Raw genomic sequence first — 17,616 nt, 5'->3', positions numbered from 1 at the left:
CCCGCGCTCGCCGACGACCGTGTCGTAGCCGTCGGACAGCGCCTCGATGAACTCGTCGGCCTGCGCCATCGTGGCCGCGGCGCGGATCTCCTCGATTCAGTACCGCTCGGTGTCCCACGTGGTGACCGCCCAGATGATCACCACGTCGATCGCGATGATCAGGATCGACCACAGCGGGTAGTACGGCAGCCACAGGAAGTTCGCGATGATCGACAGGGCCGCCAGGAAGATCGCGGTGATCCGGGCCCAGGTCGCGCCGGTCATCAGGAAGAAGCCGGTCAGCGCGATCAGGATGCCGATCACGAGGTGGATCCAGCCCCACGTCGTGACGTCGAACTTGTAGGTGTACTCCGGGCCGAACACGAGGACCTCGTCCTTCGCGAGCGCCGAGATGCCCTGGAAGATCTGCAGGATGCCGACGGTCAGCAGCAGGATGGCCGCCGCGATGGACGTCCCCGCGGCAAATCCCTGCTTGACACCGCTGTCGCTGTGGTTTGCCACCGAGTGGTCGGTCATGGCCGTTCCTCTCCGAGATGTGTCGTGAGTGTCCTCTTGAAGTTTCGGCAATGTCCGACCGCAAAACCTCATCCGTCGCGGGTGAGGTTCGGACGGCGGCGGCCGGGAAGCCTCGGGGGAGATTCGGGTGCTTCGGAAGGGGACCGAGATGACGGGTTGGCCGGAGACGGGCGGTGCCGCGGGCGCGCCCGAGCGGGGACTTTCCGCCGCGAAGTTCTGGCCGGGGGCCGTTGCGGCGGCGATGGTGACGGCGTTGAGCGCGCTGGTCGTCACGCTGATCGCGCGGGCCTTCGGCGTGGTTCCCATCTCCCCGCCGTGGCTCCCGGACCTGTCGCTCCCGGTCCGATTCGCGGTTCTCGGGTTCCTCGCCGCGCTGCTGGCGGCGGTCCTGCTGTACCTGCTCGAGTCGAGCACGCCCGGCGGTGTGTCGTTCTTCGGCTGGATCGTGGGGTTGCTGCTCGTTGCGGCGGTGATCCTGCCGTTCGTCTATGACGCCGTCACGGCGGACCGGGTGGCCACGGCGATCGTGCACCTGTCGATCGGCCTGCCGATTCTCGGCCTGCTGCCCGGGGTGGCCCGGCGGGCGACGGTGTGGAAATGAGGCACTCGGTCGAGGTCCCTCTGCGTGAGCAGGTCCAGGAGCCGTGGCCGCGCGGCCTGATCGTGCTGCTGGGGACGGCCGGCGCGGTGGTCGCGATCGCCGGGATCCGCGGGTTCTCCGGCATCGTCGGCCCGGTGTTCCTGGCCCTGATGCTGGTGGTCGCTGTGCAGCCGCTCGGGGACTGGCTGCAGCGGAAGGGTGCACCGAAGTGGGTGGCCGTGGTCGGGACGCTCACCACCGTCTACGTCGTGTTGCTCGGACTTGTCGCGGCGCTCGCGATCTCGGTGGCCCAGCTCGCGACGCTGCTGCCGCAGTACGCCGACAAGGCCGACAAGCTGGTCGCCGACGTGGAGTCCTGGTTCGGGCGGTTGAACATCGGGGCCGAACAGCTGGACAAGGTGCTCTCGAGCATCGACTTCGGCAAGGTCGTCGGGCTGCTCGACGACGTGCTTGTCGGGCTGCTCGGCGTGTTCTCGAACCTCTTCTTCATCCTCGCCCTGCTGATCTTCATGGCGATGGACGCAAGCTCGTTCGGCGCCCGGATGCGCGCGGTCGCGTTCGCCCGACCCGACATCGCCTACGCGTTCTCCGCCTTTGCATCCGGCACCCGCAGCTACCTGATCGTGTCGACCGTGTTCGGGTTGATCGTCGCGGTGATCGACTCACTTGCACTGTGGGCGCTGGGCATTCCGCTGCCGCTCCTGTGGGGCCTGCTCTCGTTCATCACCAACTACATCCCGAACATCGGCTTCGTCATCGGATTGGTCCCGCCCGCACTGATCGCGCTGCTGCAGGGCGGACCGATGTTGATGCTGTGGGTGATCGTCGTCTACAGCGTCATCAACGTCGTCATCCAATCGGTGATCCAGCCGAAGTTCGTCGGCGACGCGGTGGGGTTGTCGGTCACGGTGACGTTCCTGGCGCTGGTGTTCTGGGGCTGGGTGCTTGGCCCGCTCGGTGCGCTGCTCGCGATTCCCGCGACACTGCTGACCAAGGCGTTGCTGCTCGACATCGATCCGTCGACGCGGTGGGCGAACGCACTGATCTCCGGGGCCGCGCCATCAGCGGAGGAGTTGCTGACCGCCGAGGAGGAGGCGGCGGAGGCGACACGGGAACTGCAGGCCGCGGCCGCGGAGGAGGTCGCCGACGCCGTCGACGATGCGGCCGAGGGCGAGCCGAACGAAGTGGGGCGCAGCGGGGCCGACGACCGCGGGGTCGAAGACACCGAGGTTCGGCGCACCGGGGTCGAAGACACCGACGTTCGGCGCATCGGGGGCGAAGACACCGACGTTCGGCGCAGCCTGTAGGTGGCAGACTCTTCCGGCATGGGCTACCCGGACGACGCGCTCGCCGCCGACGAGGAACTGTTGCTGCACCGCCATCCGCACTGGAAGATGCTGGTGCTGCCGGCGATCACGTTCGTCGTCGGGACCGCTGTCGCCGGGTTCGTCGGCGGGCTGGTGCAGGACCGGCTCGACGGCACCGCGCGGACGGTGGTGTTGCTGATCGTTCTGCTCGCGTGGGTGGCCGTCGTGGCCTGGCGGTGCGTCGCACCGTTGATCACCTGGAAGTCCACGCATTTCATCGTCACCGACCGGCGGGTGCTGATCCGGCAGGGAGTGTTCACCCACAGCGGTATCGACATCCCGATGGGCAGGATCAGCAACGTGCAGTTCCGGCACGGCCTGATCGACCGGATGATGCGCACCGGAACCCTGGTGATCGCGTCGTCGGCGGACGATCCGCTCGAATTCGACGACATTCCCGACGTGCAACGCGTCCACTCGCTGCTCTACCACCAGGTGTTCGACGCGATGCAGTTGCACCAGGACGACCGCCCACAGCAGGGCGGTGCGCATCAGGGCGGCGGCGCGACGGACTTCGGTGGGCGTGCACCGGACGCGGGGAGCGGCGACGAGCGTCCGCCGCGCCGGGGCTGGCGTCGCTGATCTGCCGTTCGGCATCTCACCCGGCGGGGCGGCTCCGTAGGGTGGTCCCGTGACTGCCGTACTTCTTGCCGAGGACGATGAGGCCATCGCCGCGCCACTGTCGCGTGCACTGGGCCGTGAAGGCTACGACGTGACCGTCGAGGAGGCCGGGCCGGCCACCCTCGACCTGGCCCTGAGTGGCTCGTTCGACCTACTGATCCTCGATCTCGGGCTGCCGGGGATGGACGGCCTCGAGGTGTGCCGGCAGCTGCGCGCCAACGGGTCGGAGCTCGCGGTGCTGATGCTCACCGCCCGCACCGACGAGGTGGACTTCGTCGTCGGTCTCGACGCGGGCGCCGACGACTACGTCGGCAAACCGTTCCGGCTGGCCGAACTGATGGCCCGGGTGCGGGCACTGCTGCGCCGACGCGGCGGCCCCGAGGACTCGACCCTCGAGGTCGGTGACATCCGGCTCGAGCCCGCGGCCCGGCGGGTGCTCGTCGGGGGCAGCGAGATCTCGCTCGCCAACAAGGAGTACGAGCTGCTCAAGGTGCTCATGGACCACGCCGGTGAGGTCGTCTCCCGCGACGTCATCCTGCAGGAGGTGTGGGGTGACGCCGACCTACGCGGTTCCAAGACCCTGGACATGCACATGTCCTGGCTGCGCCGAAAGATCGGCGACGAGGGGCCGATCGGGGAGCGGCGCATCGCCACCGTGCGCGGTGTCGGATTCCGCCTGAACAACTGAGCGGGAGGGCAGCGTCGTGCGCCGCCGCATCCAACTGTCCATCATCGCGGTGGTCCTGGTCACCGGACTGCTGCTCGGTTTGCCGCTCACCTACACCGCGTGGCTGTGGGTGGAGGACTTCACCCGCAGTGACCTGCAGGCGCGGCTCGATCGGATGTCCGCCGAGATCATCGCGCAGGAGGGGCAGACCGGACTGATCGAGGGCACCCTCGATGTGAGCTCGCTGCGGGTGGCCGTTCCCGACGGGGGCCGCCTGACGGTGATCTACCCGACCCCGGAGAACCCGGAAACCCGCGTCGATATCGGAGCGGACACGGTGGACGCGCCGCTCGTCGAGGCGATCTCGATGGGACGCTCCGGATCGTTGCGCCTGGAGACGCCGTCCGCGTCGATGCGGATCCTGCAGCAGCAGGCCGTCGGGGCGGTCGGGTTGGTCGTGCTGGCCTCCCTCGCGGCGGGTACCGCGGTCGCGACGGTCACCGCCCGGCGCCTCGCGGACCCGCTGCAGGACGTCGCCGACCGCGCGGCGCGCCTGGCCAAAGGTGACTTCCGTACCGATGTCCGCCGCTACGGGATCCCCGAGCTGGACCGGGTTTCCGATGTCCTGGACTCGGTCACGATCGAGATCGCGGGCCGGCTGCAACGCGAGCGTGCCCTCGTCGGCGACGTGTCCCACCAGCTGCGGAGCCGGCTGACGGCGGTGCGCCTGCGGCTCGACGAACTGTCGGTGCACCCGGACCCGGACGTCGTCGACGAGGCGAACGCGGCGATGGCGCAGGTGGACCGGCTGACCACGGCGATCGACGAGCTGGTCAGGTCGGCGCGCAGTGACGGGCAGGACCGGCAGGCGCTGGAGGTGATTTCGGAGCTCGCCGCCGTCGTCGCCGAGTGGCAGCCCCAGTACGAGCAGGCCGGGCGGTCGCTGGTGCTGCGCGGTGACCGGCAGGTGCGGACGGCCGCGACCCCGTCCCGGTTGCGGGAGTCGGTCGCGGTCCTCGTCGACAACGCGCTGATGCACGGCGCGGGCACGTGCACGGTGGTGGTGCGGCTCGTCCCTGGAGTGGGGCCGCGACGGGAGGCGATGGTGTGCGTGGAGGTCGGGGACGAGGGGGAGGGCGTCAGCGATCAGCTGGCCCCGCACATCTTCGACCGCGGGTTCTCCGCGGGCGGATCCACCGGTGTCGGGTTGGCGCTCGCGCGAGCGCTCGTCGAGGCCGACGGCGGGCGACTGGACCTGCAGCGGCGCCGGCCGGCGCTGTTCGCGCTGTTCCTGCCGACGGAGCGGAAACCGGACGCCGGGGCCTCGTCGGAACCGCGGTGAGCGCCGGCGGTCGCGTCAGGGGGTGGTGGGTTCCGACTGGGCGAGTTCGTCCGGTGTCGGGTCGTAGTCGTCCGCGCCGCCGCGGGCGTTCTCCTCGGGGAAGGCGAATCGGCGCAGCGCCCAGAACCGGAACGCCATCTGCAGCAGGTTGCCGATGATGTAGTTGAGCACGAAGTCGATGATCACGACCGTGGTCACACTGGTCCGGTCGGCGCGGATGTCGAACACGTTGTTCGCGATCCACAGCGGCGCCGCGGCGATGCCGACACCGATCAGGCTGATGACGAAGAACAGGATCGCCTCGTGGTGGCGTTCGCGCCCGCCGCGGTTCTTGAAGGACCACTCGCGGTTGAGAACGTAGCTGAGGACGGTGGCCATCACGCCGGAGATGATCTTGGCGACGACCGGCTTCTGCTCCAGAACCGTGAGGCTCAGGGTGTAGAAGATGGCCAGGTCGAAGACCATGGTGGTGCCGCCGACGATCGCGAACTTGATCAGTTCACGATGACGCACCACGACGTCCCGTAACGGTGTGGGCACGCGGCTGAGCGCCTGATCGACAAAAGACACAGCAGGTCATTCTACGAACCCGCTCCGGCGAGTCCCGACCGGACACTCCGAACACAGGTCGTTCTCAGGTTCGCGGTGACCGGCGACACCTGCGGGGCGACCACCGTGCCGGTCGTGACACCATGGACACCCGTGAGCGTTGATTCCGGATCCCAGGCCCGCCCCTCGACCCCCCGCGGCTCGAACGCCGCGATGCCGGTGGTCGCGATGATCGGTGGGGGCCAGCTGGCCCGGATGACGCACCAGGCGGCGATCGAGCTCGGTCAGTGCCTGCGGGTGCTCTCCGGCGGACCGGACGAGCCGGCCGCGCAGGTCAGCGCCGACGTGGTGCTCGGCAGCCACACCGATCTGGACGCCCTGCGCACCGTCGCCGTCGGGTCGTCGGCGCTGACGTTCGACCACGAGCACGTCCCCACCGACCACCTCGACGTGCTGGTGTCGGAGGGTGTGAACGTGCAGCCGCCGCCGCAGGCGCTGATCTACGCGCAGGACAAGCTCGCGATGCGCCGCACCCTCGCCGAGCTCGGTGCACCGGTCCCGGCGTTCGCCGAGGTCACCTGGGCTGGTGACGTGGAGAAGTTCGCGAACGAGCACGGCTGGGACATCGTGCTAAAGGCGGTCCGCGGCGGCTACGACGGCCGTGGCGTGTGGATGCCGTCCGACGCCGAGGAGGCGGAGGCGATCGTCGCCGAACAACTCGACAAGGGCGTCACCCTGATGGTCGAGCAGAAGGTCCCGATGCGCCGGGAGTTGTCGGCGATGGTGGCCCGTTCGCCGTTCGGGCAGGGCGCGACGTGGCCGGTTGTCGAGACCGTGCAGCGGCAGGGCCAGTGTGCGGTGGTGATCGCACCGGCGCCGGATTTGTCCGACGAGGTGGCCGAGCAGGCCGAGCAGATGGCGTTGCGGATCTCGGCGGCGCTCGGCGCGACCGGCGCGATGGCCGTCGAACTGTTCGAGACCGTCGACGGCCGGCTGATCGTCAACGAGCTCGCGATGCGGCCGCACAACTCCGGGCACTGGACCCAGGACGGCGCCCGGACCTCGCAGTTCGAGCAGCACCTGCGCGCCGTTCTGGACTACCCGCTCGGTGATCCGGCGCCGATCGCGCCGGTCACGGTGATGGCGAACGTGCTCGGTGCCCCCGAGGCACCCGAGATGAGCATGGACGAGCGGCTGCACCACCTGTTCGCGCGGATGCCCGACGCGAAGGTGCACCTGTACGGCAAGGGTGAGCGCAAGGACCGCAAGATCGGGCACGTGAACGTGGTCGGTGCCGCATCCGGCTCGCTCGACGACCCGGAGTACGTGGCCGCGGTCCGTGAGCGCGCGGAGCGGGCGGCGCACTGGCTCTCGCACGCGGTGTGGACCGACGGCTGGGATCCGCACGCCGCGCACTGAGCGGGCGCGGGCTGGGAATGGTCGGTGCCCTTCCCGCCCTCACGACACGAACCTTCACGACACGAACTTCACGACTGGGAGACGCGATGACGGAGCAGCAGGGACCGCTGGTCGGCCTGATCATGGGCAGCGACTCGGACTGGCCGACGATGGAAGCCGCTGCCGAGGCATTGGCGGAATTCGGGATTCGGTTCGAGGTCGGTGTGGTGTCCGCGCACCGCACCCCGCAGCGGATGCTCGACTACGCGAAGGACGCGGCGGGCCGCGGCATCCGGGTGATCATCGCCGGCGCCGGCGGCGCCGCGCACCTGCCGGGCATGGTCGCGTCCGCGACGCCGCTGCCGGTGATCGGTGTTCCGGTTCCGCTGAAGTACCTCGACGGCATGGACTCGCTGTTGTCGATCGTGCAGATGCCGGCCGGTGTGCCGGTGGCGACCGTCTCGATCGGTGGCGCCCGCAATGCCGGACTGCTCGCGGCGCGGATCATCGGCACCGCCGACCCCGCGGTCCGGGAGGCGATGGAGCGGTTCCAGTCCGGCCTGGAGTCGATGGTGCTGGAGAAGGACGCGGCGCTGCGCGCGAAGCTGTTGGGCTAGCCGGTCGGATTCGGCCGGGTCGATACGGCTTGGTCGATTCGGTCACGCGCCACCGGTGGCCGGGGTTAGATTCGCAGGGACGGTTTTTCGTATCACCCTGTAACGGAACCAGCCCTGTCGTGTAACGAGCCCTGGAGTGTCGCCATGCCCGCACCGCTCGACGAGTACCCCATCCACCAGACGCCGCTGCCGATGTCGCGGGTCGTCTCCAGCGACAAGAACTTCTACGACCGCTCCTACTTCAACGCGCTCGATGTGGGAAGTGACCTGTTCCTGGTGACCGGGTTCGGGGTGTACCCGAACCTCGGCGTCACCGATGCGTTCGCCACCGTCCGCAAGGGCGACCGGCAGGTCGCGGTGCGATTCTCCGACGCGCTCGAACACCGTTCGCTCGACCTGAAGGTCGGCGGGTACCGCATCGAGGTGATCGAGCCGCTGCGGAAGTTGCGGGTGGTGTGCGAGGGCGACGACGCCGGTGGGCTCGGCTTCGACCTGACGTGGGAGGGAACGTGCCCTGCCGTCCAGGAGCAGCCGCACCTGCTGACGAACGGACTGCGGCCGCAACTGGAATCGAGCCGGTTCGCGCAGACCGGGGCGTGGTCGGGGGTGCTGTCGGTCGACGGCGAGGACGTCGCGGTCACCCCGGACCGGTGGATGGGCACCCGCGACCGGTCGTGGGGTATCCGTCCGGTCGGCGACCCGGATCCGGCGGGCCGGCTGGTGGAGAACCCGTCGGAGGGGTTCTGGTGGCTGTACGTGCCACTGCGCTTCGAGGGCTTCTCGGTGATCGTCATCGTGCAGGAGAGTCCCGACGGGTTCCGCACGCTGAACGACGCCACCCGGATCTGGGATGACGGCCGGGTCGAGCAGCTCGGCTGGCCGCGGGTCGACTTCAAGTACGCGTCCGGAACCCGGCGGGCGCTGGCCGCGACGCTGAACATGACGGCCGCGGACGGCAGCCCGGTGACGATCGAGGTCACCCCGCGCACCGGGATCGCGCTGCACGTCGGCGCCGGCTACGGCGGCGACCCGGAGTGGTCGCACGGTCAGTGGCGGGGCCGGAACTGGTCGGAGCGGGCCGTCTACGACCTCACCGATCCGGCGATCGCGGGCCGAATCCCGTTCGGCGTCAGTGATTTCTCCGCCTCCGCCACCTGCAACGGCGTGCCCGGCGCGGGTCTGTTCGAGCACGCAAGCATGGGGCGTCACGACCCGACCGGCTTCGCCGACTGGTCCTCCGTCGCACCGTAGGCGCCTGTGCGCCTTTTCGGTGGCTCCAGCCACCGAAAAGGCGCACAGGCGCGAAGCGCCTCTACGCTGAGGCCATGCCCGACGATTCAGACAGCTTTCGGCTTCAGGTGGTGTCGGAGGCGCTACGGCTGTTCTCCGAGCAGGGGTACGAGGCCACCAGCGTCGACGAGATCGCCGACGCCGCGGGCATTTCGCGCCGGACGTTCTTCCGGCAGTTCCGGTCCAAGGAGGACGTGGTCTTCGCCGACCACGAGATCCTGCTCGCACAGGCGTCCCGGTTCCTCGCCGAGGACCACGCCGACCCCTGGGATGCGGTGTGCGATGCGGCCGTGATCGTCTTCGAGCGCTTCTCGCACTGGGACGACGTCGCCGCCCGCCGGTACGCGGTGGTGCACGAGGTGCCCGCACTGCGGGACCGCGAGATCGTCACCGGCTACCGCTACGAGCGGCTCTTCGTCGAGTACCTCCGTCGTGCGCTGCCCGACGCCGACGACCTCGCCCGCGTGCAGTTCGCGGCATCGGTGACCGCGACGCACAACTACCTGCTGCGCCGGATGGTGCGCGACGGCGCCGAGACCACCTCCCCGGAGTTGCGGGCAGCGCTCGCCGAGATCCGCCGGCGTGTGGACCCGGCGGACACCGAATCCGATCGGGACGAGGACGTCGTGGTCGCGGTGTTCCCGCGCGGGACCGCGCCCCAGCGCGTGGCGGACCTGCTCCAGCGCAGGCTGGACGGTCATCGGTCGTAAAGGGTGGCACTCGGTGCCGCGCCCTGGCACGTAGTACCCCGAGCTCGTCGGAGGGTGTGCGGTATGATGGCCCGTGAATGGCACTGAGTGCCGCGCTGATCGTCTGACCCACATGCGGTGACGCGACTTCCCACCAAGGAGCGACTGATGGCTGGAAACCCGGACTTCGACCTGTTCAAGCTCGCTGACGAGCACGACGAGCTGCGGGCCGCGATCCGCGCGCTGGCCGAGAAGGAGATCGCGCCGTACGCCAAGGAGGTCGACGAGAAGGCCCGGTTCCCGAAGGAGGCGCTCGATGCCCTCATCGCGTCCGGCTTCAACGCCGTCCACGTCCCCGAGGCATACGACGGCCAGGGCGCCGACTCCGTCGCCGCGTGCATCGTCATCGAAGAGGTCGCGCGTGTCTGCGGTTCCTCCTCGCTGATCCCCGCCGTCAACAAGCTCGGCACCATGGGCCTGATCCTCAAGGGCTCCGAGGAGCTGAAGAAGAAGGTGCTCCCCGAGATCGCCGGCGGTGCGATGGCGTCCTACGCGCTCTCCGAGCGTGAGGCCGGCTCCGACGCCGCCGCGATGCGTACCCGCGCCAAGGCCGACGGCGACGACTGGATCCTCAACGGCTCCAAGTGCTGGATCACCAACGGCGGCCAGTCCACCTGGTACACCGTCATGGCCGTCACCGACGCCGACAAGGGCGCCAACGGCATCTCCGCGTTCATGGTCCACAAGGACGACGAGGGCTTCGTCGTCGGCCCGCTCGAGCACAAGCTCGGCATCAAGGGCTCGCCGACCGCCGAGCTGTACTTCGAGAACTGCCGCATCCCGGGCGACCGGATCATCGGCGAGCCAGGCACCGGCTTCAAGACCGCCCTCGAGACCCTCGACCACACCCGCCCGACCATCGGCGCGCAGGCGATCGGTCTGGCCCAGGGTGCGTTCGACGCCGCACTCGCGTACACCAAGGACCGCAAGCAGTTCGGCACCTCGATCGCGTCGTTCCAGAACACCCAGTTCATGCTCGCCGACATGGCGATGAAGATCGAGTCGGCCCGCCTCATGGTCTACACCGCGGCCGCTCGTGCCGAGCGCGGCGAGAAGAACCTCGGCTTCATCTCCGCCGCCGCCAAGTGCCTGGCCTCCGACGTCGCGATGGAGGTCACCACCAACGCGGTGCAGCTGTTCGGTGGCGCCGGCTACACCACCGACTTCCCGGTCGAGCGGATGATGCGCGACGCCAAGATCACCCAGATCTACGAGGGCACCAACCAGATTCAGCGCGTCGTCATGTCGCGCGCCCTGCTCAAGTGAGCTGACGCACAACACCCCCAGCGTTCCCGAATGGCCCATTCGTTCAATCGAACTGAACGGATGGGCCATTCGGGCACTGTCGTCTCCGGGGAGGATGCCGGGAACGGTGGCTACGCTGGTGCCCATGCCCCGATTCCCGCTGAGCGAGCGGTGGTACCGCTGGAGTGCCGAGCACGTCGTCGGCATCGACCGCACGGTCGCGGTGCTGCTGACGTTGCTCTGCGGCACCCTGGTGGCGTTCACCGGCGAGGGCGTCGACCTCGTCGCGGTCCTGATCACGCTGGGCATGACGGTGCCCCTGGCCTGGCGGCGTACCCACGTGGCCGCGGCCGGGATGACGGTGGCGGCCTTCGCGGTCGCGCATGTGATCCTGGTGCCGAACATGATGCTGCCGTCGGTGATCGCGGTCCCGATCGCGCTGTACGCGCTCGCCGCCTACGGTCCCCGGTGGGCGAGCAGCACCGGACTGGCCGTCGCGCTCCTCGGCGCACTGGCGGCCGGGTTGCGCTACTTCCGCGGCGAGTCCATGAACTGGCAGGGAACGACGTTCACCACGGCGTTCCTGATCGTGATCGTCGTCGCGGTGTGGGCGTTCGGCGATCTGCGGCGGGTACGCAACCAGGAACTCGAGGGCCTGACCGAGCGGGCGCGGTTGCTCGAACTCGAGCGGGCGCAGGAGGCGGAACTGGCGGCGATGGGCGAACGCACCCGCATCGCCCGCGAAATGCACGACATCGTGGCACATTCGCTGACCGTCGTGATCGCCCAGGCCGACGGCGGACGCTACGGTGCGCCCTCGGATCCCGCGGCCGCGGTCGCCGCACTCGAGACGATCGCCGAAACCGGCAGGCAGGCGCTGACGGACATGCGCGCGCTGCTGTCGGTGCTGCGTGAGGACGCCCCGCGGGAGACGCGCTCGACGCCGCAGGTGTCGGACATCGAGGAGTTGGTGGGTGACGTGCGGCGCGGCGGACTGCGGGTCGACCTGCAGGTCGAGGGGGAGCCGCGCGAGCTGTCCACCGGCGCCGGACTGACCGCGTACCGGATCGTGCAGGAGTCGTTGACCAACGTGCTCAAACACGCGGGACCGGCCGCGCAGGTCGTGGTCACGGTGCGGTGGGCCGACCACGGGCTCGAGTTGAGCATCGTCGACGACGGTCGCGGGGCCGCCGGAGCGCTCGTCCCCTCGACGGGTGGCGGGCAGGGAGTGCTGGGGATGCGGGAACGAGCGGAACTGCACGGCGGCGACTTCGACGCCGGTCCGATCCCCGGCGGCGGGTACCGGGTTCGAACCGAATTGCCGTACACGAGAAGGGTGTGAGAACACGATGTCGGATGACGGGAACCCGATCCGGGTGGCCCTGGTCGACGACCAGCAACTGGTCCGGGCGGGCTTCCGGATGGTTATCGACTCCCAGCCGGACATGACCGTGGTGGTCGAGGCATCGGACGGCGCGCAGGCGTTGCGTGAGCTGGCCGACGTCCGGGCCGACGTGGTGCTGATGGACGTGCAGATGCCGAACCTGGACGGCATCGAGGCGACCCGGCGCATGACGGCCGGCGAGCCGGCCCCGAAGGTGGTGGTATTGACCACCTTCGACAACGACGAGTACGTGATCGGTGCGATCTCGGCCGGGGCCAGCGGATTTCTCCTCAAGGACGCCCAGCCGGAGGAACTGCTCGCCGCACTGCGGACGGTGCACCGCGGTGACGCGGTGATCGCGGCCCGCTCGACTCGCCGGCTGCTGCAGCACGTGGGGCCGATCCTGTCCGGTCCGCCGCAGCGTCTTCCGGACGATCTGACCCCGCGGGAGGTGGAGGTGCTCGAGGCGATGGCGTACGGGTTGTCCAACGCCGAGATCGCGGCGCGATTCCACGTCTCGGAGGCGACCGTGAAAACGCATGTGGGACGGGTACTTTCGAAGACGGATTCGCGCGACCGGGTGCAGGCGGTGGTATTCGCGTACCGGATCGGCCTGGTCCGGCCCGAGGACCTGCTCCGCGGGTAGTGCCCGCGCGTTCCGCCGATCTCGGCCCCGTCCCGCGGGATGGCGTCAGCGGTGTCCCCCTCCGGTATGACACACCACCGGCGGTGGGTATGACGCGGCACCATCGAAGATCCCCCCGCACGGCGACGACCCGGACGTGTCCGCGCACCTAGCGTGGAAAGCATGACCACACTGGACATTTCGGCGGCACGCGCGGTCGCGTTGACCAAACTGCACGGGGAAGGGGAGGCCGCGGTCCGCGCGCTGGACGCGGTGGACGTCGAGTTCCGCCGCGGCGCCTTCACCGCGATCATGGGCCCGTCCGGGTCCGGCAAGTCGACTCTGATGCACTGCCTCGCCGGCCTGGACGAGCCGTCCAGCGGCCGGGTGTATCTCGGGGAGACCGACCTGACCGGACTCGACGACCGGGGCCTGACCGAACTGCGCCGCGACCGGATAGGGTTCGTGTTCCAGGCGTTCAACCTGCTGCCGGTGCTCACCGCGGAGGAGAACATGCTGCTGCCCATGCGCCTGGCCGGCGTCGAGCCCGACCGGATGTGGATGCATCAGATCGTCACCCGGCTCGGATTGAGCGATCGGCTGGCGCATCGGCCGCACGAGTTGTCCGGTGGCTAGCAACAACGGGTCGCGGTCGCCCGGGCGCTGCTGCCCCGACCCGACGTCGTGTTCGCGGACGAACCCACCGGCAACCTGGACTCGCACGCGGGCGCCGAGGTGCTCGCGCTGCTGCGCGCCAGCGTCCGGGAGGTCGGGCAGACCGTGGTGATGGTGACCCACGACCCGGTCGCCGCGTCCTACGCCGACCGGGTCGTGCTGCTCGCCGACGGCCACGTTGCCGGTGAAATCGACTCTCCGACGCCGGATTCGGTGATCGAGACGATGCGAGGCCTGGGGGCGCGCGCATGCTGAGCCTGACGTTGGCGCAGGTCCGCGCCCACGGCGGCCGCTACCTGGCCTCCGGTGCCGCCATCCTGATCGCGGTGGCCTTCGTGGTCGCGACGCTGGTACTCGGTTCGACGACCTCCGCGAGCGTGACCAACTCGCTCGCCGGTCAGTACCGGACGACCACGGTGGTGGTCGACGACCTCGCGGGCGCCGGGCGGGCGCGAGCCGCGGCCGAGCAGGTCGCGACCCTCCCCGGAGTGCGGGCGGTCACCGTCGACGCGCAGGCGCCGGTGAAGGTCGCCGCCGCCGGTCGCGGCAAGCTGTTCGGCACGATCACCTCGCTCGCGGAGGCGCCGGACCTGCGCTGGCAGCGGCTCGCCCAGGGCCGCTACCCGACCGGGCCCGGGGAGATCGCGGTCGGATCCGGCGCGGGACTCGCGATCGGGGACAGCGTGGCGGTGACCGTGCGCGGCGCGCGCGCCGACGAGCGGACGGAAGCGGTCACCGGCACGGCGACGGTGGTCGGCGAAATCGACCTGTCCGGCAGCGCGCAGCGTCTCGGTGGTGCGGCGGTGTACACGACGAACCAGCAGCTCGAGGCTTGGGCGGGGGACGGTGGGCCGGATGGTGCGGTGGCGCACGAGATCCGGGTGGCCGGCGACGGCGATCCGGCCGCGCTGAGGGACGCGGTCGCCGCGGCACTCGGGCCGGACGTCACCGTGCACACCGGATCCGAGCGGGCCGAGCTGGCGTCGAAGGCGTACCTCGGCGACACCGACGCCATCCGCAACGTGCTGCTGGCCTTCGCCGCCGTCGCGGTGGTCGTCGCGGGACTGGTCATCGCGAACACGTTCGCGGTGCTGCTGGCCGCGCGAACGCGCGAACTGGCGCTGCTGCGGTGCGTCGGCGCCACCGCGCGTCAGATCCGGCGCAGCACCGGGATCGAGGCCCTCGCCGTCGGGGTCGCGGCGTCGACGGCCGGGGTGCTCGCCGGAATCGGGCTGGCGTGGGCTGTGACCCGGGCGGCCGCGGCGTTCGATGCACCGGTGCCGCTGGACACACTGGCCGTCACCCCGGCCGCCGTCCTGGCCGGTCTCGCGGTCGGAATCATCGTCACCTACCTGGCCGCGGTGGCACCGGCCCGCGCCGCCACTCGCGTCTCCCCACTGGCCGCGCTCGCGCCCGTCGAGGCGACCGCCGAATCGGCGGCGACCTCGAGGACACGGCTGGTCGCCGGGGTGGCCGGACTCCTCGCCGGAATCACGGTGCTCGGACTCGGGGTGTACGCCGAGCAGGTGGCGGTCGCCTGCGCTGGCGGCATCGGGACTGCGCTCGGTGTGGTCGTCCTCGGCCGGAGCATCGTGCCGCCGCTGGTGGCCGCGGTGGGCAGGGTGCCTGCGCGGCTGGTCGGACCCCTGGGGGAGTTGGCGGTTGGCAATGCGCTGCGGAACCCGCGTCGGACCACCGCGACCGCGACGGCACTGCTGGTCGGGGTGACGGTCACCGCGACGATGGTCGTCGGGATCGCCACGGTCGGAGCGGCGGCGCCGCGGGCGCTGGACGAGCAGTTCCCGGTCGACGTCACGATCGACGCCGACACCGGTCTGCCGCCGGGCCTCGAGGGGCGGATCGAGGGGATCGAGTCGGTGACCTCGACAGCACCCCTGCTTGGGGCCGACGTGGTCGCCGGTGACGGCACCCGGCTCGCCGTCCTCGGTGTCGACCGGGTGCAGACGGCCGCGACCCTGCGGATCCCGTTGACGTTGCCCGCGGCCGGGGAGATCTCGCTGTCGCCGGAACAGGCGGAGGCGGTCGGCGCCGCGCCCGGCGGCCGGCTGGACGTCGAGCGCGCGGGTATCCGCCGGTCCCTGACGGTGGTGGCGGGCCGGGAGGGACAGCCGGCGCTGGTCGAGCGGGCCGACGCCCTTGCCCTGGCGGCGGTTCCACAGTCGCTGTGGATCCGGTTGGTGGACGGATTGCCCGACCGCGACCTCGTGGCCGCGCAGAGCGAGATCACCGACGTGGCAGAGGAGTTCGCCCCCACCGCCGAGGTGGGAGGGGCGGTGTCGATGCGTGCGGCGATCGACTCGATCCTCGACGTCCTGCTGCTGGTGGTGGTCGGACTGCTGTCGGTGGCGGTGCTGATCGCGCTGATCGGTGTCGGCAACACGATGGCGCTGTCGGTGATCGAGCGCCGGCGCGAGTCGGGTCTGCTGCGGGCACTCGGCGTGACCCGGTCCGGTCTTCGATGCCTGCTCATCTGTGAGGCCGTGCTGGTCGCGGTTGTCGCGTCGGCGCTGGGGGTGGTGCTCGGGTCGGTCCTCGGCGCCGCCGGGACGGCCTCGGTGTTCGGCATCGACAGTCTGGCCCCGGGTTCGATGCCGTGGCTGCAGTTGGCGCTGATCGTGCTGGTCGGCGGCGTGGCCGGGGTGATCGCCGCGGTGGTGCCTGCCCGAACCGCGGCGCGGGCCACTCCGGTTCAGGCGCTTGCCGTCTGAGCGGGGCTAGCCTGGCGTGATGCGTCCGGCGACACTCCGTCAGCGGGCCCGGACCGGTCGCACCCGACTGGTCCGGGTCTCGCGCGGGAGCGTCGGTGCCCTGGTGGCGACGGGCGCGGCCCTCGGTTACGCCGCCGCGCTGGGCGCCCGGATCCGGTACGACCACGCGCACGGCCTGTTCGTGTGCACCGACCTGAGATTCGGGTTCGCCCGCGGCGGGACCACCGTCGGTGCCGTCTACCTCACCCGAACCAACGTGTCACCGGCGATGCTGCGGCACGAGTCCGTGCACGCCGAGCAGTGGGCCCGGTACGGGCTCACCTTCGCGGTGCGTTACCTGGCCGAAGAGATCCGGCGGCCGAGGCACCGCAACAGGTTCGAGATCGAGGCCGGACTGCGCGACGGCGGGTACCTGCGCGGCGCGGACGGGAACCGCTGACGGGTGGTCGAGTCTGCCGGTCGGGCCGATCGGGTGCCGTCAGCCGCGGCGGGCGGTGACCTTCTCCGCCTCGATGCGACGCTCCGTCCGGTCCGGGTCCGGGTTCGTCACCTGCACCAGCGACGCGCCGACGGCCAGGATCGACAGCAGTCCGTCGACGAGCTCACCGGCCGTCGTCCAGTCGGTGGTCGACAGCACCCGGTCCTGCGCGGAGAACCCTTGTGCCGAAGCCGATTCGGTCGCGGCACCGAGCACCTCGACCACCGATCGTCCGTCCAGGGCGGGTGCGCCTGCGGGCGCGGCGTCGGGGCGGAACTGGTCACCGTGCACCCGAACCGAGGTCGCGTAGTCGGTGACCCCGACCGGCAGGTTCTCGGCGGGACGTCCGAACGCGTCCAGCGAAAGCACCGCGATCTCGGCGGCGTCCGCCGCCTCGTCGAGGCGATCCGCGGTGATCAGGGCCAGGTCCGCGTCGGGGTCCGGCTCGAGCACCACCTCGGCGCCGGCCCACCAGCAGCCCAGGAGCACTGCGGCGCTCTGCCAGTGCGCGGGCAGCAGCACGCACACCCGCGACCCCGGCACCAGTCCGAACTCGTCGCGGATCAGGTTGGCGGTCTTGGCCGCCCAGTTCGCGAGGGTCAGCGCCGACAGTTCGATCCGGGCGCCGGACCGGTCGTCGTACCAGGTGACGCGGGGACCGGCCGGGTCGCGCTGCAGGATCGGGTCGAGCAGTGCCGAGGTGAGGTTCGTCGCTGCTGTCATGGTCTGGCCCTGCTCCCTCGGTTCACGCGCTCGTTCACGC

At 70.3% G+C, this 17,616-nt stretch carries 17 protein-coding genes and 1 pseudogene; 15 read left to right on the top strand and 3 right to left on the bottom strand.

From position 1 onward, the window contains the following. Positions 1 to 96: 96 nt before the first annotated feature. Positions 97 to 516 (bottom strand): DUF7144 family membrane protein, encoded by a 420-nt coding sequence (locus ACWEPG_RS26865; protein ID WP_450117218.1) that lies wholly within the window; start codon positions 514 to 516, stop codon positions 97 to 99. A gap of 148 nt (positions 517 to 664) precedes the next feature. Between ACWEPG_RS26865 and ACWEPG_RS26860 the strand changes: the two genes are divergently transcribed. The 5 genes from ACWEPG_RS26860 to ACWEPG_RS26840 are packed head-to-tail and all read left to right on the top strand — an operon-like array spanning position 665 to position 5,114. Further along, positions 665 to 1,117 carry a DUF6069 family protein gene (locus ACWEPG_RS26860; RefSeq protein WP_450117217.1) on the top strand — a complete coding sequence of 151 codons (453 nt, stop codon included), beginning with the start codon at positions 665 to 667 and terminating at the stop codon, positions 1,115 to 1,117. After that, on the top strand, positions 1,114 to 2,424 hold the full coding sequence (locus tag ACWEPG_RS26855) for an AI-2E family transporter (RefSeq protein WP_450117216.1): 1,311 nt from the start codon (positions 1,114 to 1,116) through the stop codon (positions 2,422 to 2,424). Before ACWEPG_RS26860 ends, ACWEPG_RS26855 begins: the two co-directional genes overlap by 4 nt. Positions 2,425 to 2,442: 18 nt before the next feature. Beyond that, positions 2,443 to 3,066, top strand: coding sequence for a PH domain-containing protein (locus tag ACWEPG_RS26850; protein ID WP_450117219.1), 624 nt, complete (start codon positions 2,443 to 2,445; stop codon positions 3,064 to 3,066). A 49-nt stretch (positions 3,067 to 3,115) separates the two neighbouring features. Further along, positions 3,116 to 3,793, top strand: coding sequence for a response regulator transcription factor (locus ACWEPG_RS26845; RefSeq protein WP_450117215.1), 678 nt, complete (start codon positions 3,116 to 3,118; stop codon positions 3,791 to 3,793). A 16-nt stretch (positions 3,794 to 3,809) separates the two neighbouring features. Further along, positions 3,810 to 5,114, top strand: coding sequence for a sensor histidine kinase (locus tag ACWEPG_RS26840; RefSeq protein WP_450117214.1), 1,305 nt, complete (start codon positions 3,810 to 3,812; stop codon positions 5,112 to 5,114). Between the two features lie 15 nt (positions 5,115 to 5,129). Here the strand turns inward: ACWEPG_RS26840 and ACWEPG_RS26835 are convergent, their stop codons facing one another. Then, the gene (locus tag ACWEPG_RS26835; protein ID WP_450117213.1) at positions 5,130 to 5,684 is read right to left on the bottom strand and encodes a GtrA family protein; all 555 of its coding nucleotides are present in this window, start codon (positions 5,682 to 5,684) and stop codon (positions 5,130 to 5,132) included. Positions 5,685 to 5,816: 132 nt separating this feature from the next. On the opposite strand from ACWEPG_RS26835, the gene ACWEPG_RS26830 reads away from it, so the two are divergent. From ACWEPG_RS26830 to ACWEPG_RS26785, 10 genes and pseudogenes are all read left to right on the top strand, one after another. Continuing rightward, positions 5,817 to 7,082, top strand: coding sequence for a 5-(carboxyamino)imidazole ribonucleotide synthase (locus ACWEPG_RS26830; RefSeq protein ID WP_450117212.1), 1,266 nt, complete (start codon positions 5,817 to 5,819; stop codon positions 7,080 to 7,082). 86 nt (positions 7,083 to 7,168) lie between these two features. Beyond that, positions 7,169 to 7,678: a 5-(carboxyamino)imidazole ribonucleotide mutase gene (gene purE / locus ACWEPG_RS26825; protein ID WP_450117211.1), complete on the top strand. Its 510-nt coding sequence runs from the start codon at positions 7,169 to 7,171 to the stop codon at positions 7,676 to 7,678. 144 nt (positions 7,679 to 7,822) lie between these two features. Continuing rightward, the gene (locus ACWEPG_RS26820; RefSeq protein ID WP_450117210.1) at positions 7,823 to 8,929 is read left to right on the top strand and encodes a hypothetical protein; all 1,107 of its coding nucleotides are present in this window, start codon (positions 7,823 to 7,825) and stop codon (positions 8,927 to 8,929) included. A gap of 74 nt (positions 8,930 to 9,003) precedes the next feature. Then, positions 9,004 to 9,678, top strand: a complete 675-nt coding sequence (locus ACWEPG_RS26815) for a TetR family transcriptional regulator (RefSeq protein ID WP_450115755.1) — start codon at positions 9,004 to 9,006, stop codon at positions 9,676 to 9,678. Positions 9,679 to 9,825: 147 nt separating this feature from the next. After that, complete coding sequence (locus tag ACWEPG_RS26810; RefSeq protein WP_450115754.1) at positions 9,826 to 10,983, top strand: acyl-CoA dehydrogenase; 1,158 nt, start codon at positions 9,826 to 9,828, stop codon at positions 10,981 to 10,983. A 124-nt stretch (positions 10,984 to 11,107) separates the two neighbouring features. Continuing rightward, on the top strand, positions 11,108 to 12,304 hold the full coding sequence (locus ACWEPG_RS26805; protein WP_450115753.1) for a sensor histidine kinase: 1,197 nt from the start codon (positions 11,108 to 11,110) through the stop codon (positions 12,302 to 12,304). 7 nt (positions 12,305 to 12,311) lie between these two features. Continuing rightward, positions 12,312 to 12,992 (top strand): response regulator, encoded by a 681-nt coding sequence (locus tag ACWEPG_RS26800; RefSeq protein ID WP_450115752.1) that lies wholly within the window; start codon positions 12,312 to 12,314, stop codon positions 12,990 to 12,992. A 162-nt stretch (positions 12,993 to 13,154) separates the two neighbouring features. Next, positions 13,155 to 13,901 (top strand): annotated as a pseudogene (locus tag ACWEPG_RS26795) (ABC transporter ATP-binding protein). After that, positions 13,895 to 16,375, top strand: a complete 2,481-nt coding sequence (locus ACWEPG_RS26790; protein WP_452595745.1) for an FtsX-like permease family protein — start codon at positions 13,895 to 13,897, stop codon at positions 16,373 to 16,375. The pseudogene ACWEPG_RS26795 and the gene ACWEPG_RS26790 overlap by 7 nt, the downstream one beginning before the upstream one ends. A gap of 19 nt (positions 16,376 to 16,394) precedes the next feature. After that, complete coding sequence (locus tag ACWEPG_RS26785) at positions 16,395 to 16,814, top strand: hypothetical protein (protein WP_452595744.1); 420 nt, start codon at positions 16,395 to 16,397, stop codon at positions 16,812 to 16,814. A gap of 39 nt (positions 16,815 to 16,853) precedes the next feature. On the opposite strand, the gene ACWEPG_RS26780 is transcribed toward ACWEPG_RS26785, so the two are convergent. Further along, positions 16,854 to 17,576 carry a TIGR03089 family protein gene (locus ACWEPG_RS26780; RefSeq protein ID WP_450115748.1) on the bottom strand — a complete coding sequence of 241 codons (723 nt, stop codon included), beginning with the start codon at positions 17,574 to 17,576 and terminating at the stop codon, positions 16,854 to 16,856. Between the last annotated feature and the right edge of the window lie 40 nt (positions 17,577 to 17,616).

The organism is Rhodococcus sp. NPDC004095 (assembly GCF_053604015.1).
The sequence above is the reverse complement of the archived record's forward strand: the minus strand, read 5'-3'. Positions and strand labels throughout refer to the sequence as shown.